This is a genomic window from Ornithinimicrobium pulveris (assembly GCF_050261105.1).
GTDB lineage: Bacteria > Actinomycetota > Actinomycetes > Actinomycetales > Dermatophilaceae > Ornithinicoccus.
Genome location: NZ_CP189837.1, coordinates 1,367,835 through 1,391,999, shown reverse-complemented (window position 1 = coordinate 1,391,999; position 24,165 = coordinate 1,367,835). Strand labels below are relative to the sequence as shown.

Genomic DNA, 24,165 nt, shown 5'->3' with positions numbered 1-24,165 from the left:
ACAGACGAAGGACACGCGAGATGAAGAACACCCGCACCACCACCCGACTTGCCCTGCTGCCGAGCGGCCTCGCTGCGCTGGCCCTGGCCGCCACCGGCATGACGCCGGCCATCGCCAGCACCGCGCCCGCCGCTCCCCCGCCGCACGCGGGCCCCACCGACTGCCAAATCGGCGTCGATGCACCGCTGCACGAGATGCGCGGCGTCTGGATCGCCTCGGTCGCCAACATCGACTGGCCGTCCGCCCCCGGGATCAGCCCCGAGCAGGCGCAGGCCGAGCTCACCTCCTGGTACGACGAGGCCGTCGAGAAGGGGCTCAACGCCGTCTTCGTGCAGGTCCGCCCGACCGCCGACACCTTCTGGCCCTCCGAGCTGGAGCCGAGCAGCCACTGGCTCACCGGCGAGCAGGGGGCGGACTTCGGCGGCTGGGACCCGATGCAGTTCGCTGTCGAGGAGGCGCACGCCCGCGGCCTGGACTTCCACGCCTGGTTCAACCCCTACCGGGTGACCCAGACCGGCACCGACCTGTCCGCCCTGGCCGAGGGCCACCCGGCGCGCGAGAACCCGGACTGGGTTGCGGCATACGGGGGGCGTCTCTACTACAACCCCGGCGTGCCCGCGGCCCGCGAGCACACGATCAACGTGATCATGGAGGCCGTCGAGCGCTACGACATCGACGGCGTCCACTTCGACGACTACTTCTACCCCTACCCGGTCGCCGGCCAGGAGTTCCCAGACGCCGACACCTTCGCGGAGTTCGGCGGTGACTTCGAGGACATCGAGGACTGGCGCCGCAACAACGTCGACGTCCTGATCGAGACGCTGAGCGAGCGGATCTCGGAGAAGAAGCCCTGGGTGCAGTGGGGCGTGAGCCCGTTCGCAGTCTGGCGCAATGTCGGCACCGACCCGGCCGGCTCGAACACCACCGCCGGCGCCCAGACCTACGACGACCTGTATGCCGACACCCGGCTGTGGATCGAGCAGGAGTGGATGGACTACGTCATCCCGCAGATCTACTGGGCGATCGGCTTCGAGCCCGCGGCCTACGAGCAGTTGGTGCCGTGGTGGAGCGAGCAGGTCACCGGCACCGATGTCGCGCTGTGGATCGGTGAGGCGACCTACAAGGTCGGCACCTCCCCCCAGTCGCCGGAGTGGATGGAGGACCCGGAGGAGATGGTGAACCACCTCAACCTCCTGGCCGACTACCCCGAGGTGACCGGCAACGTCTGGTTCTCCGCCAACCAGATCCGCGCCAACCGGCTCGGCCACTGGGACCTCCTGCAGGAGGCGCACTACGCCAACCCGGCGCTTCCGCCGGCCCTGCACCCGGGCACCACGGCACCGACCGTCGCCCCCACCGGGCTGTCCACCCACCGTCACGCGGACGGCACCGAGCTGCGCTGGCACCAGCGCGGCCACGACCACGGCTTCGCGGTCTACAAGGTGGACACTGACCCGCGCCTCAACCAGACCCCGTGCCGCGCCATCGACGCGGACAACCTGGTCGCGGTGCTGGGTGACGGCGCCCGCAGCTGGGTCGACCCCGACGGCGGCGCCGGCTCCATGTATGTCGTGACGGCCCTCGCGCAGGACAACACCCAGAGCGAACCCTCGCGTCCGGTGCGTGGTCGGTGAGCGTGAGCGTCGAAACCGACTCGACCCCGCGGGCCGGGAAGCAGGAGCAGGTCCGGGATCGCCTGCAGCAGTTGATGTCCGGGCTCCAGCCCGGGGAGATGCTGCCCTCCGAGCGTGAGCTCGCCGCCACGCTCGGCGTGGCCCGGATGACCCTGCGGCGCGCGGTGGACGGGCTGGTGAACGACCACCAGCTGGTCCGCCGCGCGGGCGCTGGCACCTTCATGGCGCCGGCCCGCGTGGACCAGCGGCTGAGCGCGACGTCCTTCTCGACGGACATGCGCTCGCGCGGTCTGGTGCCGGGCGCCAAGACCTTCTCGGCGCAGCAGCGGCCGGCCGGGATGATGCTGGCCTCGGTGCTCGGCATCGAGCCCAACTCCCCCGTCCTGCACGTGCGCCGGGTCCGCACCGCGGACGACGAGCCGATGGCCCTGGAGGACCTGCACGTGCCGGCCGACCTCGTGCCGGGGCTGGTCGGCAAGGACTTGGAGGACAACTCGTTCTACGACATCCTCCGCGAGCGCTACGACCTGGTGATCTCCGGCGGCATCCAGACCGTCGAGGCGCACCAGGTGGACGCCGATGAGGCCTCGCACCTGGACGTCGACCCCGGCAGCCCGGCCTTCCTGTTCGAGCGCACCTCCCGACTCAGCTCTGGACGGGCTGTCGAGTTCGTCCGCTCCGTCTACCGCGGCGATCGCTACCGCATCGTCGTGGACATCTTCCCCACCGCTGGCGACGGCCGGCACCAACCAGAGAGGACATCCTCATGAACCGCACCACCCGTTTCACCCGCCTCGTCGCCTTCGCGGCCGTCGCCGGACTGGCGCTGACCGCGTGCGGCAATGGCGACAGCGACACCGACGCCGACGGCGGCGCGGTCACCGGCGGCGACGCCTCCGGCGAGACCCTCAGCGTCTGGATCATGGAGGGCACCAACCCCGACCCGACCGACTTCTTCGACGAGGTCAGCGAGGCCTTCGAGGAGCAGACCGGCGCCGAGCTGGACATCCAGTTCGTGCCGTGGGCCTCCGCGCACGACCAGTTCACCAACGCGATCGCCGGTGGCACCGGCCCGGACGTGGCCGAGGTCGGCACCACCTGGACCCCCGAGTTCGGTGACGCCGGTGCGCTGGCCGACCTGTCCGACCGGATCGAGGGCGCCGAGCTCAACGACGAATACGTCCCCGCGATGATGGAGGCCGCCACGCTGGAGGACGCCGTCTACGGCGCTCCCTGGTATGCCGGTGTCCGCTCGCTGATCTACCGCACGGACATCTTCGAGGAGGCCGGCGTGGAGCCGCCCACCACCTGGGACGATCTGGTCGAGGTCGGCACCACGCTCAAGGAGCACGACGAGGACCTGATCCCCTTCCCGATCCCCGCCTCCGTGCACACCACCACCCCGTTCATCTGGGGTGCCGGTGGCGAGGTGGCAAGCGAGGAGGACGGCACCTGGACCTCCGGTCTGGACTCCGCCGAGTCGGTCGAGGGCCTGACCTTCTTGGAGAGCCTGGTCAGCGAGCACGACCTGTCCACCCCGGCGGCCAGCACCTGGAACGAGGCCGACACCCGCGACGCCTTCGCCCGTGGCGAGGCCGCGATGATCATCTCCGGCTCCTGGACGCCGAAGTCGATCATCGAGGCCAACGACGAGCTCGAGGGCGACCTCGGTGTCGTGCCGATCCCGGGCAAGGACGGCGGCATGGCCCCCAGCTTCGTCGGCGGCTCGCACCTGGGCGTCTTCGAGACCGCGGAGAACCAGGACCTGGCCTGGACCTTCGTGCAGATGATGACCACCGGTGAGTTCGCCGAGAAGTGGGGCGAGCAGACCGGCTTCTTCCCGGGCACCAACGAGCTGCTGACCCAGCTCGAGGAGGCCGACGACCCGCTGGTCGCCCCGTTCGCGCAGCAGATGCGTGACGCCGGCGCCACCCTGCCCGTGACCCCGCAGTGGGGTCAGGTCGAGGGCGCGCAGATTCTGCCGGCCATGATGCAGAGCATCCTCGGTGGCTCCGGCAGCGTTCAGGAAGCCGCGGACACCGCAGCCTCCGAGATGAACGAGATCTTCGGCCAGTGAGTTCTCCCGCCCTGGGGTCGGCGCGGCGGCCATGGCTGCTGCTCGCGCCGACCCTGGTCGTCCTCGGCGTCCTCCTCCTGTGGCCGCTGGGCCGGGTCGTCGTCCTGTCGATGCAGGACTTCGGCCTGGGCCAGCTGGTCCGGGGGGACGCGGACTTCGTCTGGTTCCAGAACTATCGCGACGTCCTGACCAACGAGCGGCTGTGGTTGGTCGCGCTGCCCAACACGGTGGTCTTCGCCTTCGTCTGCGTGGTGCTGACGGTGGTGCTGGGCACGTTGGTCGCGCTGCTGCTGCAGCAGCTGCGTCCCCTGTGGCGCAGCCTGGTGATGATGACGATCATGGCGGCCTGGGCCATCCCGGCCGTCACGGGCACCTACGTCTGGGTCTACCTCTTCGATGCCCGCGCCGGCTTCCTGACCGGCGTGATGGCCAACCTCGGCCTCATCGATCTGGCCACCCAGAACCTCTTCCTGGATCGCTTCTGGTTCTACGCGATCGCCACGCTCAACGTGGTGCACCACGGCTTCCCGTTCGTGGCGGTGACCGTGCTGGCCGCGCTGCTCACGATCCCGCAGGACCTGCCCGAGGCCGCGATGATCGACGGCGCCAATGCCTGGCAGCGCTTCCGGCACATCACCTTGCCGCTGCTCAAGCCGGTCTTCGCGATCGTGACGATCCTGTCCACCATCTGGGACTTCAAGGTCTTCACCCAGATCTATCTGATGCCCGGAGGTGATGGGTCCAACCGAGAAGTGCTCAACCTGGGCACCTGGTCCTACATCACCGCGATGTCGCAGAACCGCTACGGCCTAGGCGCCGCGATCGCGGTGCTGCTGACCCTGCTGCTGATGGTGATCACGGTGATCTATCTGCGCACCCTGTTCAAGGAGGAGGAGTCATGAGGGGCGGACTACGCCTGAGTGGCCTGATCATCGCCTCGCTCGCGGTGGTGGTCTTCTCCCTCTTCCCGATCCTGGTGATGATGGGCACCGCCGTGGACCCAGCCGCCAACGCCGGTGGGCGAAACGTCATACCGACCGGGTTCACCCTGGACCACTTCCGCAACGTGCTGGAGCGGACCAACTTCCCCCGCTACCTGCTGAACTCGCTGATCGTCGCCGCGGTGACCGTGATCGCCAGCGCGCTGCTCTCGCTGTTCGCCGCGGTCGCGGTCGCCCGGTTCAAGTTCTCCGGCCGCACCAAGATCCTGATGATGATCCTGATCATCCAGATGGTGCCGATGGAGGCGCTGGTCATCCCGTTGTTCATCCAGGCGCGCAACCTGGGGCTGCTGAACTCGCTGCTCGGTCTGTCGGTGATCTACATCGCCTTCAGCCTGTCCTTCGCGATCTGGATGCTGCGCGGCTTCGTCGCGGCGGTGCCGGTCGAGCTCGAGGAGGCGGCGCTGCTGGACGGCGCGACGTGGTGGCAGATGTTCTGGAAGATCCTCTTCCCGCTCGTGGCCCCAGGTCTGGTCGCGGTCAGCGTCTTCAGCTTCATCCTGGCGTGGAACGAGTTCATCTTCGCCCTGACCTTCATGTCCGACACCAGCAACTACACGGCTGCGGTGGGTCTGCGGACCTTCTTCACCCGTGGCGGGACCGACTGGGGCTCGGTGATGGCCGCGTCGACCATCATCACGCTGCCGGTGCTGCTGTTCTTCGTGGCGGTGCAGTCCAGGCTGTCCACGGGCCTGATGTCGGGCGCAACGAAAGGCTGATCATGACCTCCGAGTCGACCTCGACCGTGCGAGGCGATGTGCTGGCGGTGCTCTCCCCCGGCTTCGTCTGCACCGAGCTGCCCGAGTGGCTCGCCGAACTGCTGCGGGAGGGGCTGGGCGGCGTCTGGCTCTTCGGCCAGAACGTCGTCGACGACGACCAGTTGCGCCGGCTCACCGCGCAGATCCACGAGGCCAACCCGACCGCGCTGGTCTGCTCGGACGAGGAGGGCGGAACGGTGACCCGGGTCGATCACGTCCGCGGGTCGCGGTGGCCAGGGCCGTGGGCACTCGGCAAGGTCGACGACACCGACCTGACCCGTGACGTGGCGACCGCGACCGCGGCCCGGCTGGTGTCGCTCGGCGTGGATCTGACGGCCGCGCCCGTCGCCGACGTGAATGTCGAGCCGGAGAACCCGGTGATCGGGACGCGCTCCTTCGGCGCTGACCCCGAGCTGGTGTCGCGGCACGTGGTGGCAACGGTCGAGGGCCTGCGGGTCGGCGGTGTGGTGGGGTGCCCCAAGCACTTCCCCGGCCATGGCTCGACGACGCAGGACTCCCACCTCACCCTGCCGACCTTGGACGCCAGCACCGAGGTGATGGCGCAGCGCGAGCTCGTGCCCTTCCGCGCGGCTGTCGAGGCGGGTGTGGAGTGCGTGATGACCGGCCACCTGGTCGTGCCCGCGCATGGCTCGGCCCCCGCTACGCTCAACGCGTCGGTGATCAGCCTCCTCCGGGACGACCTGGGCTTCGACGGGTTGATCTGCACGGACGCCATCGACATGGAGGCCGTCGCGCAGGACCCGGGTCGTGAGGAGGCTGCGGTGCAGGCGCTGCGCGCCGGGGTGGATCTGGTGTGTGTCGGCAACCCTGTCTTCCCCCAGGAGTACGACGCGGAAGCCGACGTCCTGGCTCTCGCGCGCGCTGTCGAGGCGGCGATCGAGGATGGTTCGTTGGCGGCCAACCGAGTCGCCGAGGCTGCGGACCGCGTCCGACACCTCGGTGCCCGTCAGGCCGAGCGACGGCGTGCTGCTGAGCCCGTCGAGCAGTCGGCCGACGCCGTGCCTGAGCTCGGGCTGCGCGCCGCTGCCGCTGCCATCGATGTCACGGGCACCATTCCGGCTCTGACACTGCCCGTGATCGTCGGGGCGAGCAGCTCGGGCAATATGGCCAGCGGTGCTCGTCAGGAGGTCGTGCTCTCCGTCCTCGCCCGTCACCTTGAGGGCACCGTCGTCGACCTGTCCGACGCCGCGGAGATCGACTCCCAGGTGATCGTCGTGGTGGACGACCACACCCCCTTCGACGACGACACGGTGTCTGCGCTGCTTCACCACGCCGACGTCGTCGTGCACACCGGCATTCGCGACCTCGCGCCCGGCTCTGTCGATGGCGCACTCGTCCGCACCTTCAGCGGTGGACTGGCCTCAGCACTGGCCGCCGCCAGCGTACTCGGGAGCGGAGACAAGGCCTGACCTGCGCGAATTTCCCGATGTCCGAATGATTAGGACATTGAGACATCGGCCCGGACCACTACGAGGGCCAGGTCGTGGACCGACGAGCCTCGTCGAAGATCACCGCACACCAGTCCCGACAGTCCTCCGGCGAGCTCTCCCGCTGGCGCTCAGCCAGCCTGTGTCACTAACACGGCCACCAGCACCCGGTTGTCGACCTGCAACTTCTCCTGCACCGACCCCAGATGCGCCTTCACGGTCCCCTCGCTCACGAACAGCTCCGCCGCGATCTCCTTGTTGGTCAGGCCGCGGGCAACACCCCGTGCCACCTCTAGCTCGCGCTCCGTCAACGTCCCCACCAGTCGCCGCGCTTCGCGCCGCTCGCCTGAGGCATCCGCGTCGGCGATGTGGTCCAACAACTGCTTGGCGGTGCGCTTGGAGACCGCGCCCTCCCCCGACGCCACCGCCTGCACCGCGGCGATCACATCCTCGGGCGACTCCGTCTTCAGCAGGAACCCGACGGCCCCGGCATGCGCCGCGCGGATCGGCTCGTCGTCACCGTCGAAGGTGGTCAGCACGATCACGCGCGGCGGATCCGGCAGGGCCCCAACCTCACGGGTCGCGCTGATCCCGTCCTTGCGCGGCATCCGGATGTCCATCAGCACCACGTCCGGATAGTGCGCCTGCACCGCAGGCACCACCTCGGTGCCATCGGCCGCGGTCCCCACCACGCTGATCGCGCCCTCGCTCCCGTGCTCCAGCATCATCCGCAGGCCCCGCACCACCATCGGATCATCGTCGACCAGCAGCACCCGGATCGGTCGCTCGCTCATGCGCGTCCTTTCGCCTGCCACGGCAGTTGCACCCGGACGGTGAACTGCCCATCCTCCTGTGGCACCTCCACCGTGCCACCGAGCAGCTCAGCCCGCTCGCGGATCCCGCGCAGCCCGGTCCCGGTGCTCGAGACGATCGCACCCTTCTCCAACGGGTTGGTCGACTGGATCGACACCCCGTCCTCGGGCCCACCCGACACCCGCAGCCGCACCACCTGCCCAGGCGCGTGCTTGCGGGCGTTGGTCAGCAACTCCTGCACGATCCGATAGACCGAGTGCGCCAGCACGGGGTCCGCATCCTCCGGGTTGGACAGAAAGACGCTGGAAGCGACCGGTCCCCCTGTCTCGGCCATCTCATCGACCACCCGGGTCAGGTCGGCGAGCGAGGTCACCGACGGGTCCAACGACCCCTCCGGGCCGGCGCCCGGCTCACGCAGCACCCCGATCAGCGAGCGCAGGTCATCCATCGCCTGCTGCGCGTTCTCCCGCACGAACCGCGCGCTCTCGCGCAGCTCCGGATCATGGTTCGCCGAGACCTCCAGGCCGCCGGCGTGCAGGCTCAGCAGGGAGAGCCGATGACCGATCACGTCATGCACCTCACGGGCGATCAGCTCACGCTCGGACTGCCGAGACAGTTGCGCGGACATCGTGTCGGCCGCGGCGCGCTGGGTCACCACCTCGACCTTGGTCGTCTTCAACTCGTCCTTGGCCCGACGGTAGTAGCCGATCGCGATCGGGGTCACCGCCATCAGCAGGAAGATGACCACCACCCCGAACGGGTTCAGCGCGACGGGCGTCTGGCTCGTCCAGTCCGAGCCGGTCGACATCGCGCGCACGAGAGAACTGTTCGGCGCCGGACCGGTCAGGTCGCGGATGAAGAAGACGATCAGACCCACGACATACAGGGCACTGAGGCGGAAGGCGTCCCCGCGCCACGACGGCCGCTTCTCGTCCTTGATCGTCTGCGGGAGCATGAAAGCCATCACCGGTCCGAGCGGAAAGATCACCGCCATGATCCCGTAGCCCCACGCGATGTCTTTCTGCTTGCGCCGCCGCACCAGCAGCATCACCATCAGGCCGACCACGGACAGGACGGACAGGACGACGCTGACACTGCCGGTGAAGTCGGCGAACCCGCTCACGTCACGCGCCTCGTGCCGCGCGAGCGCCGTCCCCGCGGACAAGAACCCGACCACGAACACCCCCGCCATCAGCAGGACCGTGCGCAGCACGAAGACTCCGCGGTCGGCCCAGACCATCGCCTGGCTCCGGTTGGTCATGGTGTTCAGCTCCTTTGTGGTTGACCCGTCCACCGTATGCCGCAGCCCACCCGATCCGGCACGCCCACCTGGCCAGGGTGCGGGGCGGCATACCTGACCGGTCGGCCAGCCAGGACTGGCTGAACGGGCGATGCCGAGCTGTGCCTCGCGGCGGTGAACTTCCTTCTCGTCAGATCCCACGAGCAGCAAGGAACTCACCATGAGCAACCACGACCAGACCCCGCCCCCGCCGCCCGAGAGTGACGGACCCCCGGAGGGAGCGCCATACGGGACTCCCCCGACGGCGCAGCCCACGAAGAAGAGCTGGTTCGCCCGCCACAAGATCCTCACCGGGATCCTCGGTCTCTTCGTCTTCTTCATGATCATCGGTGCCCTGGCCGGGGACGGCGACGACGTCACCCCGTCCGCGGCACCCACCCCCACTTCGGCCCAGCCAGCAGGGGACTCGGCCGAGGAAGGCCCCGGCTCGTCGGCCAGCTCGTTGGGATCGACGGCCGACGAGCCGGCCGCTGAGAAGGCGACCGAGGAAGAGGCCACTGAGGAGGCGACCGAGGAAGAGGCCACCGAGGAGGACGCGACCGAAGAAGAGGCCACCGGGGAAGAGCCGGTCGAGGCGGGTCTGCCCGGCATCGGCGACACCGTCACGGTCGACGACCTCGAGGTCACCGTCCTCGAGGTCGAGACGGGGATCAGCTATGTCGGACCCGACGGCTGGGGCGAGGAGGCCCAGGGCCAGTTCGTCAAGATCCACACCGAGGTCGCCAACATCGGCAACGAGGCGCTGACCTTCTATGACAGCGAGCAGAAGTTGGTCGACGAACAGGATCGTCAACACTCCACGTCGAGTGCCTCCTTCTATCTCGACGAGGGCAACCTGTGGCTGACCGCCATCAATCCAGGCAACCGGGTCAAGGGTGTCCTGCTCTACGACATCCCGCAGGACGCGACCCCCACGAAGATCACCGTGAGCAGCGGTTTCTGGGGCACGACGGCCGATATCGACCTCTCGTCGTGACGCCGAGGCGGCGGGCCGTATCGGCCCGCCGTCGGCGTCCGTCCGGAACTTTCCGAAACTGAAGGGAACCTGAACACGGGGTGCCCCGTCGCACTTCATGAGCACGGGAGATGACGGCGCGACGCACACCGAAGCACACCAGATGCGTTGCCCGACAAGGGCCCTGCTAGCGTCCTCGGGACAGGGGGCCGATGAGAATCCACCGGAAACAAGGGAGAAATCCGATGAAGAAGAACACCATGCTGCTCGTGGCCGGGGGCCTGACCGCGTCGCTCGCCCTGAGCGCCTGCGGCAACAACGAGGACCAGCGCGCCGCCGAGGCGATCTCGGCCTCGCTGATGGAGAACGCCAGCGGGGAGGACGAGGACGGGGAGTTCGGCGTCGACCAGGAGCAGGCGGACTGCATCGGCGATGGCTTCGTCGACAAGATCGGCGTCGACCAGCTCAAGGAGTACGGCATCCTCACCGACGACCTCGAGACCGCCGGCGAGGTCACCGATGTGCAGATGAGCGTCGAGGACGCCGACAACGCGGCCGATGTCCTGGTCGGCTGCGTCGACACCTCCTCGCTGATGGCCGACTCCTTCGCCGAGGACGACTCGATGACCGAGGAGGAGCAGGCCTGCATGATGGAGGCCTTCAACGATGACGCGATGAAGAAGATGTTCTCGCTGCTCTTCCAGGGCAAGGAGCAGGAGGCGACCGCTGACCTGATGGGCCCGGTCATGTCCTGCATGATGCAGGGTGAGTCGATGTGGGGCGATGACATGAGCGGTGAGGTTGGTGGCGACGCTGCCAGCGCCACCGTTCCCCCGGCTCCCACGATGTCCGACCTGAGCGGAGACGAGGCCGCTGACCCGGATGCGCCCGGCGGTCAGAACAACCCGCTCGGCCTGGGCGATGAGTTCGAGGTCGGCGACTGGACGGTCAAGGTCAACTCCGTGGAGGAGGACGCCACCGAGACCATCCTCGCGGAGAACCAGTTCAACGAGCCGCCGTCGGAGGGCAACCAGTTCATGCTGGTGAACATCGACGCGACCTACAACGGCGACACCTCCGGCACCGCCTACTGGGACCTGCGCCCGACCTTCGTGACGGGCACCGGCAACACCGCTGGCGGCCAGCTGTCCGACATGTGCGGCTCCTACCCCGGCAACCTGATGTACGAGGGTGAGCAGTTCCCCGGTTCGACCGTGACCGGCAACCTGTGCGTGTCCTTCCCGTCGGATCAGGTCGACGGGGCCATGATGATCACCGAAGTCATGGACTTCGACAACAACGATCGCGTCTTCGTCGAACTCAACTGAGCCAGAGCACAACAGCAGACAGACCGGAGGCCCCGCGGGGGGATAACCCCCGCGGGGTTCGTCGGCTGTCACCATGGCCCGCGGGCCTTCAGCAGGGGAGGTTTGGGGTATGTCGAAGGTCACCGTTACGCATCAGCCGAAGGACCTACCCGGGGGGTCGGCGGAGCAGACCATGGTCGGGTCGGTTCCATCCTCCGGACCGATGACGCACTCACCCGCGCCGCGACACGATTCCGGTGTGAAGACGCGAATGAGCAGGAGCGGGGCAGGGGGCCAGGGTCCGTGGCGGGGCAGTCGCCCGCGCCGGATCCTGTTGCTCACCGACACCTACCGACCGGCCGTCAGCGGCGTGGTCACCTCGGTGGAGGACCTGCGCAAGGGGTTGATCGAGGCCGGGCACGACGTGCGCGTCCTCACCGTGGGGCCGGGTCGCCGGACCACCTGGGACGGGGAGGCCTACCGGTTGCCGTCGATGGACGCCAGCCACATCTACCCGCACGCTCGCCTCGGGCGTCCGCTGGACCGGGACCTGCTCGCCGAGCTGCTCGCCTGGCGTCCGCAGGTGCTGCACTCGCACACCGAGTTCGCGTGCTTCTGGTGGGCCCGCCGCCTCGCCCACCGCCTCTCGGCGCCACACGTGCACACCTATCACACGCTCTACGCCGACTACACGCACTACTTCTTCCCGCACGAGCGGATGGGGCGGGCGCTGTGCGCCAAGTTCGCCCGCAGCACGCTCCGGCGGACCGACGGTGTGATCGCCCCCACCGCCAAGATCGAGAAACTGCTCCGTGGGTATGGCGTGAACGTCCCCATCTCCGTCGTCCCCACCGGGGTTGACCTGGGCCGTTTCGCGCCGGGCCCGAAGTCGGCGGAGCTGGCCGCCCGCCTGAACCTGGACCTCACCGTGCCGACCATCCTCAGCCTGGGTCGCCTCGGCGCCGAGAAGAAGGTCGACGAGGTCATCGACCTGCTGGCCAACGTGCGCACCGAGCCATGGCAGATGGTGATCGCCGGTGACGGCCCCGCCGCCGCCGACCTTCGTCAGCAGGTGGATCGGCTCGGGCTCACCGACCGGGTGCGCTTCGCCGGCGCGGTCGACCCCCGCAATGTGCCGGACTACTACCGCCTGGCCGATGTCTTCGTCTCTGCCTCGCAGAGCGAGACGCAGGGCCTGACCTTCCTCGAGGCGCTGGCCACCGGAGTCCCCGTGGTCTGTCGCGATGACGCCGCCCTCGACGGCATCGTGATCGACCGGCACAACGGACGGCGTTACCGCCATGCGGAAGAGTTCACCACCACGCTGCGCTGGCTGCTGGCCGACGAGACCCTGCGACGCCACTGGAGCCAGGGAGCGGTGGACACCGCCTCCTGGTTCAGCCGCCCCGCCTTCGTCGACGCCGTGCTCGCGACCTACGACCGCGCTCACGGCGGCCGCGTCAGGACCGCGTCATGGGCAGCCTGAAGGAGCTCGAGGTCGTGCTCCCCGATGATGTCCCGGCCGAGCTGCCCGAGGTCGACCTCGTCGAGGCCGAGCAGGAGGCCGCCTCCTCCCCCCGCGCGCGGGCCTTCCTGACGTGGTCCAAACGGATCGCGATCGCCGGTTGGGTGGTGCTGGCCGGCTTGGTGATCTGGGGCATCCAGAGCGGCGTGCTCTCCTCGGTGTCGCAGTTGCGCGCCTTCCTGTCCGACTTCGGCCCCGCGGCCCCGGTCATCTACTCCCTGATCGGGGCGAGCGAGGCGATCTTCCCGGTCGTGCCGGGATCGGCCTCGATCATCGCGGCCCCGATCCTGTTCGGCCCGGTCGTCGGCTTCTTCGCCGCGTATGCCGCCACCTGCCTGGGCTCGATCGCGGTCTTCTTCCTCTCCCGGGACGTCGGGCAGGAGCTGCTGCTCGCCCGCTTCAAGCCGGCCACCGTCGAGCGCTACCTCGGCTGGCTGGAGCACCGGCACTTCACGCGCTGGTTCGCGATCGCCATCGCGCTGCCGGTCGCCCCAGACGACCTGCTCTGCTACCTGGCTGGCCTGTCGAAGATGCGGCCACGCACCTTCATCATCATCATCCTGCTGCTCAAGCCCTGGGCCCTGCTGCTGTACGTCTTCGGCGTGCTGGCCCTGCTTGAGCGCTGGATCCCGTGGCTGGCGGGGTGATCGCGGTGTCGACCAACCTCGTCGTCAACATGGCCAGCGAGAGCGACGTCAGCGTGCAGGGTCACGGCGTCCACACGGCATACGTGGAGCTCGCGACCGCCCTCGAGCGCCGCCCGGACGTCACCCTGATCCGCGGCCACTACAGCGAGCGCGTGGAGTGCGACGTCTACCACCTGCACACGCTGGGCACCAAGGTCTGGCGCAAGATCCTGGACCCTGGCGCGAAGAAGGTCGTCTCGGCCCACGTCATACCGGACTCCTTGGTCGGCTCGATCCGGCTGGCGCGCTGGTGGCGCCCGGCTGCGCGCGCCTACATGCGCTGGTTCTACGGCCGCGCCGACAAGGTGCTCGCGGTGAGCGGGACCGTGGCGCGGGCCCTGGAGACCGAGCTGAAGGTGGCGCCCGAGCGGATCGAGGTGCTCTACAACACCATCGACATGGACGCCTACCGGACCACCCTGGCCGACCGCGCGATCGCGCGCGCCGAGCTAGAGCTGGACGCAGACACCTTCGTGGTCGTCGGCGTCGGGCAGGTGCAGCCGCGCAAGCGCATCGACCTGTTCGTCCGGATGGCGCGCGAGCACCCCGAGGTGCTGTTCATCTGGGTCGGTGGGATCCCGTTCAAGCACCTGGGTGCCAACTACGCGGCGATGAAGAAGCTGATGTCGGAGGTGCCTGACAACATGGTCATCACCGATGTCGTGCCGCACCCGCAGGTGAAGACGATCCTGCAGTCCGCGGACGTCTTCTGCCTGCCCGCCGAGCAGGAGAACCACCCGATGTGCATCCTCGAGGCGGCCGGGGTGGGGCTGCCGATCGTGGCGCGCGACCTGCGCGAGTATGACGACTCCTTCGGCGATGACATCCTGCGCTGCGAGGACGACGACTTCGGCGCCGCGATCGGGCGACTGCGCTTCGATGAGGCCGAGCGGGAGAAATGGCGCGAGGCGTCGGTGCGGATCCGGGAACGCTTCGACAGCGCGGCCGCCGCCGAGCGTCTGGTCGGGATCTATCGCGAGCTGGTCGGGTCGGAGACCGCCGAGGTCGGCTGAGCCTGCGGGGTCTCGGTCGGTCCGGGTCCTGGCCCTCTCTACGATCACCGGGTGATGAGTCCTGCGGCGGCGCTGCCCGAGCGGGCCGTGCTGCCCCTGCGGGCGGTGCTGCTCGCCTGGCCGGCGATGCTGGCCGCCACCGTTGCCCTGCTCCTGGGTCGTCTGACGCCGTTGGTGTCCCCGCTGCTCTGGGCCCTGGTGCTCGGGGTGGCCGTCGCCAACCTGGCGTGGGCGGGATCAGGTGCGTTGCGGCATACGGGCGCGGGGTCGAGGACCTTGCTGCGGCTGGGGATCGTCGCCTTCGGCGCGCTGCTGTCGTGGGAGGCCCTGCGCGGTATGGGGATGGCCGGCCTCCTCATCATCGTCGCGACGGTCGTCGTGGTCTTTGTCGGGACGTGTTGGCTGGGTGATCGGATGGGACTGCCCCGCGGGCTGGTGACGCTGATCGCGGCGGGCTTCTCGATCTGTGGCGCGGCCGCGATCGCGGCGGTCGAGGGGAATGTGCGGCGGCGGGACGAGGACGTCGGGATCGCGCTGGCCTTGGTGACCCTGTGCGGGACCGCGATGATCGTGGTGGTGCCCGTGCTCGGGAGCCTGCTGGGGTTGAGCGCGGAGCAGATCGGGGTGTGGGCGGGCGCGAGCATCCACGAGGTGGCGCAGGTGGTAGCTGCCGCGTCCGTGGCGGGCGGGACTGCGGCGCTGGTGGCGGCGATGGCGATCAAGTTGGGGCGGGTGGCGCTGCTGTTCGTGGCGCACTGGGGTGCGATCCTGCGCGAGCGGCACGCGGAGCGAGCTGAGCAGGCGAGCGCTGGCGAGCGCGGCGCGCGAGTGCTCCGCGGAGCCGTGGGCGACGAGGGGGCCAGAGTGCTCCGCGGAGCAGTGCTGCCGTGGTTCCTGGTCGGCTTCGTGGTGATGGCGGCGGTGAGCTCCACCGGGCTGCTGCCAGCTGGGGTCCTCGAGGCGATCCGGCAGGTCGGCGTGTGGCTGCTCGCGGCCGGGATGTTCGGGCTGGGTCTGGGCATCGACTTCCGGAAGGTCTTCCCGATGCCCTGGGCTGTGGTGGGCCTCGCACTCGCGTCCACGGCGCTGGCTGCGCTGTTGCCGCTGGGGTTGATCCTGACGCTGATGTAGGCCACCTTCTCCCCCACCACCTTCTCGCCGGGTCTGCCATGCTGACGTCATGGGACGGCCAGCGACACTCGCCGATCTGCGCCGCATCTGTGAAGACCTGCCCGAGACCGAGCTCGGCAGCACCTGGGGCGACGTGCCGTCCTATGTCGTGCCGCGGGGCCCGAAAGGGCGGGCCTTCTGCATGTACCGGCAGCCGCGCAAGGACGCGATCGACCCAGCGACCGGCGAGGGGTATCAGGATCTGATCGTCATCCGCACGGCTGAACGGGGTTTCTCATCGGCCCGACCCGCGATCGCGTCGTCGCTGGTCAAGCCCGTACACACGACGGGTGCAGGGTGACTTTGGCTGCTGTAGAAGCTCATCGCCGACGCACAGTGCAGACTGACCGCATGTCCGACCTCGACGTTGATCCGGTCACCGATGCCGACCGACCCCTCACCGATGCCGAGTTCATCGCCCGAGCCGCCGAGGCGCTGAACCCGCAGGAACTCGGCCCGGGATTCTGGGTGGCTGATGTCGGGGCTGCGGTGGAGGCCGAGGACGGGCAACTCTTCACCGGTGCGTGCATCGGCGGGTATCTCTCGGTGTGTGCCGAGATCAGCGCGCTGAGCCAGCTGGTGGCGGCCACCGGGCCGACCGTCAGGAGGGTCGTCGCAGTGTGGCGGAGCCCGGACGATGGGGTGCTGCACGTCATCCCGCCGTGCGGGCGTTGTCGAGCCTTTCTCCGGACGCTGTCGCAGCAGAATCTCGACGCGACGATCATCCTGGGACCCGGGCGCACGACGACGCTGGCTGAGTTGTTGCCGTACGCCGGCTGGCACGCCGAACCCGTCGACGAGCCATGAGCAGTGCTGCGCCGCTGGAGCTGCCGGACGAGGCACCGACCTGGGACGGCGTGCGGCTGCGGCCCTACCGGACACGCGATGTGCCGATGCTGCGCGATCTGGCCACCGACCCCTACGTGCCGCTGATCGGGACGCTGCCCGCACGCGCGACGGAGGATGAGGCACTGGCCTACATCCAGCGCCAGCACGATCGACTCCTGACCGGCACGGGGTACTCGTTCGCCGTGACGCTCGAGGAGTCAGACGAGGCGGTTGGCGGTGCGGGCCTCTGGCTGGGCGGCGTTGAGCACGGCCGAGCGTCGGCGGGCTACTCGATCGCACCGCAGTTCCGGGGCCACGGGCTGGGTGGGCGAGCGCTGATCGCGCTGACCACCTTCGCCTGGACCCTGCCCGAGATTCATCGCGTCGAACTGTTCATCGAGCCGTGGAACGCCGCCTCAATCCGGACAGCGCTGAAGGCTGGCTACTCCCGCGAAGGCCTGTTGCGGAGCCACCAGGAAATCGGTGGCACGCGCGTGGACATGGAGTTGTTCGCGGCGCTCAGAGCCGGCGACTGAGGGCTCAGACATCAGCGTTGGCCAGCTCCACGAAGCGGGCCAGCGCGTTGACCGATCGAAGGTCAGTCGGCGTGCTCACCGGGGCGCGGGTCAACTCCGGCGAGCCGACGATGACGGCCAGGGCGCGGGCCCGCGAGATCGCCACGTTGAGCCGGTGGATGTCGAGGAGGAAGCGCACGCCTCGAGGAGCGTCAGCCGCGCTGGAGGACGCCATCGAATAGATGACCACCGGTCCCTCGTGCCCCTGGAACTTGTCGACCGTGCCCACCGGCACGTCCTCGGGCAGCATCGACCGCAAGGTTGCGACGTGGGCGTTGTAGGGCGCGACCACCAAGATGTCCTCGGGGCGGATCGGCCGGGTGACGCCGTCCTGATCGATCCACGTGCCCCCGAGGAGGTCGGCGACCAACGCCGCCACCACCTCAGCCTCCTCGGGCGAGGTCGCGGCATTGCCCCTGTGCTCCACCGGCACCCAGCGCAGACCGGTCCGGCTCAGGGCCCCCAGCGCGTCCACGCGCTGCCCGTGCGTCACCGGCGCCGACTCCAGCCTGCCGTCATAGGAGAGCTGAGAGACGAAACTGGTCACCGACGGGTGCATGCGCCAGGTCTTGTCGAGGAAGACACCCTCGCTCGGGTCGACCGTGTCGTGCTCGCCGATCAGGTGCTCCAGCGCTGACACGCCCGCGCCATACGGATGCTGGGCGTTGGTCGGCGAGGTCAGCTGCTGCGGGTCTCCGAGCAGCACCATCGCCTCGGCGCCCTGCGCCACCGCCGCGGCGTTGGCCAGCGAGAACTGCCCCGCCTCGTCGATGACCAGCACGTCGACCGCGCCCTTCATCTCGGGCCGCGCCCACAACCAGGCGGTCCCGCCGACGAAGGTCGCTCCCTGGGCCAGTGCCTCGTCGACGTCCTTGTTGTCGCCGATCTCCCGCACCAGCGCAGCATCGTCGGACGCCTCCTTGCCCTTGGGGACCCTGCGCACGCCAGACCGACCGACCGCGTCCATCAGGTCGCCGATCACCCGGTGCGACTGCGCCGTGACGCCGACCTTCCACCCGGCATCGAGCAGCCGCCGGATCAGCAGGGCACCGTTGTAGGACTTCCCCGCCCCCGGCGGACCCTGCACGGCGAGGATGGCGCCGGAGCCGGGAAGCGACATACCGACCTGGCGCATGAGTTCACCTGCCTCGAGGTGCGGACTCACCGGGATCACGGGCGTGCGACGCTCGATGAGGCGCAGGCCCAACGCGTCACCGCCCGCGAGCGCCGTCTCCCCCAGGTCCATCAGCGCCTCCCGCAGAGGGCCGGTGTTGACGACCTGCTTCTGCACCAAGCCCTCGGGCCGCAACGGTTCGCGCCCTGTGCCGCGAGCAACGTCGACCCAGCCCTCCTCCATGTCCTGGCGCAGCAGCTTGCCGACGTTCTCGTGCGTCCGCGCGTCCTCGACCTGCTCCCCCACGCGCCCCAGCACGCCGTCCTGCGGCGGGAACGGGTAGCGCCATACGGTCGAGCGCTTGACCGCGCCGACCTCAACGGGCTCCCCGACCCCGCCGATGGCAGTGGAATCCTCCAGCAGCTCCTCGGTGCTCATCGTCTCGGTGCGGAAGTAGTCCCAGTAGGCCTGCTTGTCCTCGCGCCGGTGCCAGCCGACCAGTCCGGCGAGCAGCTCGCGGCCACCGTCCACCAGGCGCGCGGCGAGCTGCTGCTCGGCGACCATTGCCTCGGAGTCCTGGGACCCCGTGATCTCCGTGAGCTGTGGGCGCTGCACGTGGTGCTCCTCGGCGAGCTCATCCCGCCGCTCCTCCAGCCACTCGTGCAGCGCATGGGTAGACCGGACGTCCTCCCGGTTGTAGCGCCGGATCGCCTCCAGCACACCGTCATCGGTGCGTCCGTCGGCGAGCCAGCGTTCGTACTCGACGACGGAGGCCAGCCCGTCGGCCACCTCGCCCTCGGCTGCGGTCCGGGTCTGCTGCCAGTAGAAATCCTCGACCTTCTTGATCGAGTAGCTCCCCTTGGACAGCCGCAGCCCCTGCCGCACCACCTGGTAGAGGTCGACGAAGCGCTCGCCGCGCAGCAACTGGTCGAGCTCGCTCTCAGCGGTCGCGTGCTGGGCGGTCATCCGCTTCAGCGCGGTCACCTCATAGGCCGCGTAGTGATAAATGTGCATCCCCGGGTGCTCCCGCCAGCGGTCGATGAGCCACTCGAGGAGGTCAGCAGTCAGCCGCTTCTCCTCGGCCGCGTCGTGCGCCCACCAGTCCAGGAACTCGCCGTCGCGCGTCCAGATGCCAGCAAGGTACTCCCGCCCCGCGCCACCGTCCGCGAACGGGTCGCCCTCGAAGTCGAGGTAGACATCGCCGTCGTCCGGCTCGGGGAGCAGTTGCAGTCCGCGTCCCGCCTCCGGCGGCAGGATCCGGTATGTCGTTTCCCCACTCTCCCGCTCCTGCACCTGGAGCTGGGCCTGGCCGTGGATGCGGTCGCGCACGCGAGAGGAGAGCACTCCGGCGAGCTGCTGGGCGGTGGCTTTCGCGAGTTGAGCGATGGTGGTGATGCCCGCGCCGATGAGGGCTGCGCGGTGGTCGCCGCGCAGGCCCGCCACGCCGGAGAGGTCGTCCTTCTCCTCCCAGACGGCGGTGCAGTGCTCGGACCAGCGGCAGGTCGCGCACGCCGCGGTCGGCACCGGCTCGGTGGGCTGCTCGCTGTCCAGGAAGTCCCGCAGATCCACGCGCAGGCGGGCGGCGTAGGAGTCGACGTCGGAGGGCTTGAACTGGTGCTCGGTGCCGTCGCCGCCGACCACGGTGAGCCGCATGACAGGTGCGCCCTGGAGCTCGGCCAGCCTCGCGGCATACCCGGACATCTGGAGCAGTGCGGCCACGGAGAGGTGCCGGGCGAGCTTGGTGTCCGCGATGTCATAGCTCCACGGGCCGAGCGCGCTCGGCCGGTCGGCGCGCAGGAGGAAGTCGGCGTAGCCCAGCCAGCCGCCGTCGAAGAGCGTCGCCTGGTAGATCACGTCCGCGCCCGCGCGCATGGCGGACACGGTGCGCGCCTCGCGGTCGGCGAGCGACCCGGTGCGCGGGATCTCGACGACCTGGCGACCGGCCGCGCGCAGGGACTCCAGATAACTGTCCTCGTGCGCCTGCCCCAGCCCGGTGACCAGCGCGAGCGAGGGGTCGTCGACCTGCGGGGCGACGCGGGTGCCGTGCGCGACCTCGCGCTCAAGCGTCGTCGCATGCCGACACCCGACGTGCCTCGTGAGATCCGCCGCGCTGAGCACCAGCCGGTCGTCATGGAGGAACACGTCTCCGACGCTACCCGGCACCACCGACAACCCCACCCCACTCCCCACCGAACGCGCAGCAGGTCAGCAAAACACCCCACCGAACGTCCGTTGTGTCCGCCCCCAGCCCCACCGAACGTCCTGTATGTCCGCTTTGAGCCCCAACGAACGTCCGCCAGGTCAGCAAAAGAGCCCACCGAACGCGCAAGAGCGTCGGGACTCGGCGGGACGGCGCATCACCCGGGTCTACTTGCAGCCCTTCTCGAACCCTGTCGGGACGACCGGAGTGATGACTTACCGGCTGCGCGGCCGCCCGCCGAGACGCGTCACTCTAGCGCCAGCGCGACGACCCGCTCAGACCGCAGCATACGCATCATCGAAAAAGGCAACCTCGCACGCGACCGCACGGGCGAAGAGCTCCTCGACCTGCGCCTTCTCGGCCGGATCAGTCGGCTCGTGCGCATCCAACTGGCCCCGAAGCCACAGCGTCCAGGTCTCATACGCCTCGCCGCGGTGCAGGTCCACCCAGCCCAGGTGCTCGGGCCGGGTCGACGCCTGCTCAGCCTCGGGCCGCGTCGCCCAGTCCAGATAGAGCCACTCGGCAACGGTCAGCACAGCCAGCACCGCGGCATACGACCGGGTCTGGATCGCATCGCGCATGACGCGATCGAAGGCGACCGTCGCCGGGCTGAGCTCGGGCGAGATCCGGTCCCCCTCGGGCACGTCGAGGGTGTCGAAGGACTGCTCGAAATAGCCGTCCTCGTCCGCGGCCAGCATCCCCAGCTGGCGGGCGAGCGGGAGGCGCGCCGGCAGGTCGGGCGCCGACGCGATCGCCTGGCCGATCATCGCGACGAAGGCGTCGAAGAACTGGTAGTCCTGCACCAGGTAGTGCCGCAGCACGTCATCCGGCACGCTCCCCTCAAGCAGTTCGTCGACGAAACGGTGCTGGACCGCCGCCCGCCACGTCTCCTCGTTGGCCGCTTGCAGGCGCGCGCTGAAACCATCGGTGCTGGGGGTGGTGGTGGACGTGGTGGTGGACGTCATCGCAGAAGCTCCTCACTTCCTACGCCGGCATGATCCGGACAGGTTCGAGCGGTCCGGGCGGCCTCAGCCCGATCTCAGCCCGGTGCCCCGGGCTCCCGCGTGGGTACGGCCACCGTAGCCGAGCAGCCAGAGCCCCCTCCGCGCGCCCCCCACCCCCTGTCCCTGTATGCCGTTCCTCACCTCCGCGTCAAGCCGCGAGTCCGCGCTGGGCCGGGATTTCACACATGCGCAACGAGAGGAGGCCCAGCACTGACCTGCGGTTTTATCCGTGCCCCTCCCGTTGTGCACGTTTGGCTGTCGGGGGTGAGCGCGTTCGGTGGCCCTCCTGACGGACCTGCTGCGCGTCCGGTGGCCCTCCTGACGGACCTGCTGCGCGTTCGGTGGCCCTCCTGGCGGACCTGCTGCGCGTTCGGTGGCCCTCCTGACGGACCTGCTGCGCGTTCGGTGGCCCTCCTGACGGACCTGCAGCGCGTTCGGTCGGGGAGGATGGAGTGGTGACCGACGCTGCCGCCTCTCCCCCCTCCCCCAACGCAGAGTCTCCCAGCGCCCTCGACCCCGGCGGGTCGGTCCGGCTCATCACGACCGAGCTGGGCGAGACCGTGCTCCTCGACCGGCCCGCCCGCCGCAACGCGCTCACGGTCCCACTCTGGCGAGCGCTCGCCGAGACCGTGCGCACCGCCGGCGCGACCACCACCGCGCCCCTGTATGTCGCAGGTGCAGGGGGATACTTCTGCTCCGGGGCCGATCTGGGCAGCTTGGGCTGGGCCCGTAGCGCCCCTGAGCGCGCCGAGGAGTTCGTGCACACGGTCGTTGAGGCGCTGCTGACCATTCACCTGGTCCCGCGCGAGGTCATCGCCGTGGTCGACGGCGGGGCCGCGGGCGGGGGCGTGGAGATCATGGCCGCCTGTGACCGACGGATCGCGATCGGCGAGCCGACGCTGGTCTTCCCGTTCGGCCACCACGGGATGCAGCTGGACGACTTCACCCGCTGGCGTCTGCACCAGCTCGTCGGCGACGCCGAGGCCGAGCGTCTGGTCGACGGCCGGCACGTCGTCCTCACCGACGAGGCCTGCCGACTGGGCCTCTTCGACGAGCAGCGTCCAGACCTCGCCACCCAGCCAGCGCAGGACGACCGAGACAGCGTTGACGCCGGGGTCACACGGCATACCGGGACATTCGGGGACCAGCCCCGCTACGCCGCCGGACTCGACGACCTCCCCGCCGCCGTCGCCCGTGCCGCGCAACCGATGCTGGCCGCGTTCAGACCGACCTGAGCGCGCCGCACCACAAAACCTCCCCGCACCCCTAGCATGGCGCCACCGACCGTGGTGGACGGCCGGTAGTGCGGAGCAGGAGGACCCCCATGCAGACCCGGCTCTGGCGTGCGCTCACGACCCTGATCGCCATCCTCGGCCTGCTCCTGACCAACGCCGCAGTCGGCACCGGAGCACCCGCCGACAGCGCCGACAGCGCCAGCAGCGCCAGAAGCGCCGACACCACCGCCACCACCCCCGACGCCTCCCCACCCGGCACCTTCACCGGCACCTTCACCGGCACCGTCGTCCGCATCGTCACCGACGATGTCGAGGGCTCCCAGACGCAGGATGACGTCCGCATCGTCAGCGGCGACGCCTCGGTCGCGGTCCCGGACGCCCTGGCCAGCGACCTCGAGGGCGGCGAGCAGGTCCGCGCGACCATCGCCGGCGCCGCCACCCTCACCACCGAGCAGGCCTTCGACCGCGCGGACACCGGCGATCTCACCCTCACCGACGTCCAGATCCTGGCCACCCCCGCCCCCACGAGCCAACTCGGCGCCCACCGCGTCCTCATCGCCCCGATCTACATCGGCGCCACGCCCCCGAGCACCCCGACGACCACCCAGTTCCGGCGGCTGATCGCGGACACGAGCACCTACCTGAGCACCACCACCAACGGCCAGATCTCCCTCGTCGAGCACCAGGTCCGCCCCTGGCTCAAGGTCAACGCCAGCGACTGCAACAGCCTCTACACCCAGGTCTTCGGCCAGACCCTGCCCGCCCAGGTCGCCGGCACCCTGCCCACGGGCGAGACCAACCACATCGTCTTCTACACCGCAGACATCGGCTGCCCCTTCGCCGGGATGGCCACCGTCAACCAGGGCGCTGCACCAACCGGACCTACGAGGACGTCTACGACATGATGTCCGCCCCGATGACCGACATCTCCACCGGCATCCCGGGCGAGCTCGCGGCCTACCACCAGCGCCGCCTCGGCACGATGACCTCCGCCGCGGTCCCCCGCGTCGGCGCCGGCACCCACACCCTGCGCCCACTGTCCAGCAGCAGCGGCGTCCGCGGCCTCGAGGTGCCGATCACCTCCACCCGCACCCTGCACCTCGAGTACCGCACCCCCACCCGCGCCGACAGCTGGATCACCTCGTTCGCCAACGAGGACCCGACCAGACCGCCCGGCCCGGGGGCCGGCGTGATCGTGCGCCTCACCGACTCGGCCGCGGACCGGCGTCCGGATCGCGAGCTCAGCACCGTGGACCTGCAGGCGGCCGACGAGGTCTACACCTATCCGGCCAGTTCCGACAGCTACTACCGGCTCACCTCCGACGCCCCGGTCACCCTCCCGGTCGGCACCACCTGGAACGTCCAGGGCGCCTCCCCCGCCACCTCGATCACCGTCACCGCGCAGACCACGAACTCCGCCACCGTGGTCATCTCCGGCGGCACCCGCGCCACCAGCGTCGTCCGTTGGTCGGGCACGGACCGTTATCTCACCTCCGCGACGATCGCGACCAAGGCCTACCCG

The 24,165-nt window shown here is 69.5% G+C and carries 22 protein-coding genes and 1 riboswitch; of the genes, 17 read left to right on the top strand and 5 right to left on the bottom strand.

The window, feature by feature from the left end:
- Positions 1 to 20: 20 nt before the first annotated feature.
- The 6 genes from ACQBAT_RS06370 to ACQBAT_RS06345 are packed head-to-tail and all read left to right on the top strand — an operon-like array spanning position 21 to position 6,900.
- Entirely contained in the window at positions 21 to 1,634 is a 1,614-nt protein-coding gene (locus tag ACQBAT_RS06370) for a glycoside hydrolase family 10 protein (protein ID WP_420745984.1), read from the top strand.
- A gap of 2 nt (positions 1,635 to 1,636) precedes the next feature.
- Positions 1,637 to 2,404, top strand: coding sequence for a GntR family transcriptional regulator (locus ACQBAT_RS06365; protein WP_420745985.1), 768 nt, complete (start codon positions 1,637 to 1,639; stop codon positions 2,402 to 2,404).
- Positions 2,401 to 3,711, top strand: coding sequence for a sugar ABC transporter substrate-binding protein (locus ACQBAT_RS06360; protein WP_420745986.1), 1,311 nt, complete (start codon positions 2,401 to 2,403; stop codon positions 3,709 to 3,711). The genes ACQBAT_RS06365 and ACQBAT_RS06360 overlap by 4 nt, the downstream gene beginning before the upstream one ends.
- Positions 3,708 to 4,613 (top strand): carbohydrate ABC transporter permease, encoded by a 906-nt coding sequence (locus ACQBAT_RS06355; RefSeq protein ID WP_420745987.1) that lies wholly within the window; start codon positions 3,708 to 3,710, stop codon positions 4,611 to 4,613. The genes ACQBAT_RS06360 and ACQBAT_RS06355 overlap by 4 nt, the downstream gene beginning before the upstream one ends.
- Complete coding sequence (locus ACQBAT_RS06350) at positions 4,610 to 5,431, top strand: carbohydrate ABC transporter permease (protein ID WP_420745988.1); 822 nt, start codon at positions 4,610 to 4,612, stop codon at positions 5,429 to 5,431. Before ACQBAT_RS06355 ends, ACQBAT_RS06350 begins: the two co-directional genes overlap by 4 nt.
- A gap of 2 nt (positions 5,432 to 5,433) precedes the next feature.
- Positions 5,434 to 6,900, top strand: a complete 1,467-nt coding sequence (locus tag ACQBAT_RS06345) for a glycoside hydrolase family 3 protein (RefSeq protein WP_420745989.1) — start codon at positions 5,434 to 5,436, stop codon at positions 6,898 to 6,900.
- A gap of 149 nt (positions 6,901 to 7,049) precedes the next feature.
- On the opposite strand, the gene ACQBAT_RS06340 is transcribed toward ACQBAT_RS06345, so the two are convergent.
- Together ACQBAT_RS06340 and ACQBAT_RS06335 are read right to left on the bottom strand one after the other, a co-directional pair.
- A complete protein-coding gene (locus ACQBAT_RS06340; protein WP_420745990.1) occupies positions 7,050 to 7,712 on the bottom strand; it encodes a response regulator in 663 nt (220 codons plus the stop codon).
- Positions 7,709 to 9,193, bottom strand: a complete 1,485-nt coding sequence (locus ACQBAT_RS06335) for a sensor histidine kinase (RefSeq protein ID WP_420745991.1) — start codon at positions 9,191 to 9,193, stop codon at positions 7,709 to 7,711. Before ACQBAT_RS06335 ends, ACQBAT_RS06340 begins: the two co-directional genes overlap by 4 nt.
- Between ACQBAT_RS06335 and ACQBAT_RS06330 the strand changes: the two genes are divergently transcribed.
- From ACQBAT_RS06330 to ACQBAT_RS06290, 9 genes are all read left to right on the top strand, one after another.
- Entirely contained in the window at positions 9,192 to 10,007 is an 816-nt protein-coding gene (locus tag ACQBAT_RS06330; RefSeq protein ID WP_420745992.1) for a DUF4352 domain-containing protein, read from the top strand. The two genes, ACQBAT_RS06335 and ACQBAT_RS06330, sit on opposite strands and share 2 nt — an antisense overlap.
- 224 nt (positions 10,008 to 10,231) lie before the next feature.
- A complete protein-coding gene (locus tag ACQBAT_RS06325) occupies positions 10,232 to 11,314 on the top strand; it encodes a hypothetical protein (protein WP_420745993.1) in 1,083 nt (360 codons plus the stop codon).
- A gap of 250 nt (positions 11,315 to 11,564) precedes the next feature.
- The gene (locus ACQBAT_RS06320) at positions 11,565 to 12,779 is read left to right on the top strand and encodes a glycosyltransferase (RefSeq protein WP_420745994.1); all 1,215 of its coding nucleotides are present in this window, start codon (positions 11,565 to 11,567) and stop codon (positions 12,777 to 12,779) included.
- A complete protein-coding gene (locus ACQBAT_RS06315) occupies positions 12,767 to 13,465 on the top strand; it encodes a TVP38/TMEM64 family protein (RefSeq protein WP_420745995.1) in 699 nt (232 codons plus the stop codon). Before ACQBAT_RS06320 ends, ACQBAT_RS06315 begins: the two co-directional genes overlap by 13 nt.
- Before the next feature lie 5 nt (positions 13,466 to 13,470).
- Positions 13,471 to 14,517, top strand: coding sequence for a glycosyltransferase family 4 protein (locus tag ACQBAT_RS06310; RefSeq protein ID WP_420745996.1), 1,047 nt, complete (start codon positions 13,471 to 13,473; stop codon positions 14,515 to 14,517).
- Between the two features lie 54 nt (positions 14,518 to 14,571).
- Positions 14,572 to 15,648 carry a YeiH family protein gene (locus ACQBAT_RS06305; protein ID WP_420745997.1) on the top strand — a complete coding sequence of 359 codons (1,077 nt, stop codon included), beginning with the start codon at positions 14,572 to 14,574 and terminating at the stop codon, positions 15,646 to 15,648.
- A gap of 49 nt (positions 15,649 to 15,697) precedes the next feature.
- Complete coding sequence (locus ACQBAT_RS06300; RefSeq protein WP_420745998.1) at positions 15,698 to 15,988, top strand: hypothetical protein; 291 nt, start codon at positions 15,698 to 15,700, stop codon at positions 15,986 to 15,988.
- Between the two features lie 50 nt (positions 15,989 to 16,038).
- Positions 16,039 to 16,494, top strand: a complete 456-nt coding sequence (locus tag ACQBAT_RS06295) for a cytidine deaminase family protein (protein WP_420745999.1) — start codon at positions 16,039 to 16,041, stop codon at positions 16,492 to 16,494.
- Positions 16,491 to 17,051: a GNAT family N-acetyltransferase gene (locus ACQBAT_RS06290; RefSeq protein ID WP_420746000.1), complete on the top strand. Its 561-nt coding sequence runs from the start codon at positions 16,491 to 16,493 to the stop codon at positions 17,049 to 17,051. The genes ACQBAT_RS06295 and ACQBAT_RS06290 overlap by 4 nt, the downstream gene beginning before the upstream one ends.
- Positions 17,052 to 17,055: 4 nt before the next feature.
- Here ACQBAT_RS06290 and ACQBAT_RS06285 read toward each other — a convergent pair whose 3' ends face one another.
- Together ACQBAT_RS06285 and ACQBAT_RS06280 are read right to left on the bottom strand one after the other, a co-directional pair.
- Positions 17,056 to 20,346 (bottom strand): TM0106 family RecB-like putative nuclease, encoded by a 3,291-nt coding sequence (locus tag ACQBAT_RS06285; protein WP_420746001.1) that lies wholly within the window; start codon positions 20,344 to 20,346, stop codon positions 17,056 to 17,058.
- Between the two features lie 333 nt (positions 20,347 to 20,679).
- Positions 20,680 to 21,369, bottom strand: coding sequence for a TenA family protein (locus ACQBAT_RS06280; protein ID WP_420746002.1), 690 nt, complete (start codon positions 21,367 to 21,369; stop codon positions 20,680 to 20,682).
- Positions 21,369 to 21,478: riboswitch (TPP riboswitch) on the bottom strand. Its footprint overlaps the gene before it by 1 nt.
- Before the next feature lie 385 nt (positions 21,479 to 21,863).
- Here ACQBAT_RS06280 and ACQBAT_RS06275 point away from each other — a divergent pair.
- The gene (locus tag ACQBAT_RS06275; protein WP_420746003.1) at positions 21,864 to 22,643 is read left to right on the top strand and encodes an enoyl-CoA hydratase/isomerase family protein; all 780 of its coding nucleotides are present in this window, start codon (positions 21,864 to 21,866) and stop codon (positions 22,641 to 22,643) included.
- 89 nt (positions 22,644 to 22,732) lie between these two features.
- Positions 22,733 to 23,548, top strand: a complete 816-nt coding sequence (locus ACQBAT_RS06270) for a hypothetical protein (RefSeq protein ID WP_420746004.1) — start codon at positions 22,733 to 22,735, stop codon at positions 23,546 to 23,548.
- A 400-nt stretch (positions 23,549 to 23,948) separates the two neighbouring features.
- On the opposite strand, the gene ACQBAT_RS06265 is transcribed toward ACQBAT_RS06270, so the two are convergent.
- Positions 23,949 to 24,119 carry a hypothetical protein gene (locus tag ACQBAT_RS06265; protein WP_420746005.1) on the bottom strand — a complete coding sequence of 57 codons (171 nt, stop codon included), beginning with the start codon at positions 24,117 to 24,119 and terminating at the stop codon, positions 23,949 to 23,951.
- Between the last annotated feature and the right edge of the window lie 46 nt (positions 24,120 to 24,165).

Coding starts and splice junctions, on each gene's coding strand:
- ACQBAT_RS06325 (WP_420745993.1), top strand. CDS start 10,232: ATGAAGAAGAACACCATGCTGCTCGTGGCCGGGGGCCTGACCGCGTCG.
- ACQBAT_RS06350 (WP_420745988.1), top strand. CDS start 4,610: ATGAGGGGCGGACTACGCCTGAGTGGCCTGATCATCGCCTCGCTCGCG.
- ACQBAT_RS06300 (WP_420745998.1), top strand. CDS start 15,698: ATGGGACGGCCAGCGACACTCGCCGATCTGCGCCGCATCTGTGAAGAC.
- ACQBAT_RS06270 (WP_420746004.1), top strand. CDS start 22,733: ATGCAGACCCGGCTCTGGCGTGCGCTCACGACCCTGATCGCCATCCTC.
- ACQBAT_RS06330 (WP_420745992.1), top strand. CDS start 9,192: ATGAGCAACCACGACCAGACCCCGCCCCCGCCGCCCGAGAGTGACGGA.
- ACQBAT_RS06290 (WP_420746000.1), top strand. CDS start 16,491: ATGAGCAGTGCTGCGCCGCTGGAGCTGCCGGACGAGGCACCGACCTGG.
- ACQBAT_RS06370 (WP_420745984.1), top strand. CDS start 21: ATGAAGAACACCCGCACCACCACCCGACTTGCCCTGCTGCCGAGCGGC.
- ACQBAT_RS06345 (WP_420745989.1), top strand. CDS start 5,434: ATGACCTCCGAGTCGACCTCGACCGTGCGAGGCGATGTGCTGGCGGTG.
- ACQBAT_RS06315 (WP_420745995.1), top strand. CDS start 12,767: ATGGGCAGCCTGAAGGAGCTCGAGGTCGTGCTCCCCGATGATGTCCCG.
- ACQBAT_RS06335 (WP_420745991.1), bottom strand. CDS start 9,193: ATGGTGAGTTCCTTGCTGCTCGTGGGATCTGACGAGAAGGAAGTTCAC.
- ACQBAT_RS06360 (WP_420745986.1), top strand. CDS start 2,401: ATGAACCGCACCACCCGTTTCACCCGCCTCGTCGCCTTCGCGGCCGTC.
- ACQBAT_RS06320 (WP_420745994.1), top strand. CDS start 11,565: ATGAGCAGGAGCGGGGCAGGGGGCCAGGGTCCGTGGCGGGGCAGTCGC.
- ACQBAT_RS06340 (WP_420745990.1), bottom strand. CDS start 7,712: ATGAGCGAGCGACCGATCCGGGTGCTGCTGGTCGACGATGATCCGATG.
- ACQBAT_RS06295 (WP_420745999.1), top strand. CDS start 16,039: ATGTCCGACCTCGACGTTGATCCGGTCACCGATGCCGACCGACCCCTC.
- ACQBAT_RS06305 (WP_420745997.1), top strand. CDS start 14,572: ATGAGTCCTGCGGCGGCGCTGCCCGAGCGGGCCGTGCTGCCCCTGCGG.
- ACQBAT_RS06280 (WP_420746002.1), bottom strand. CDS start 21,369: ATGACGTCCACCACCACGTCCACCACCACCCCCAGCACCGATGGTTTC.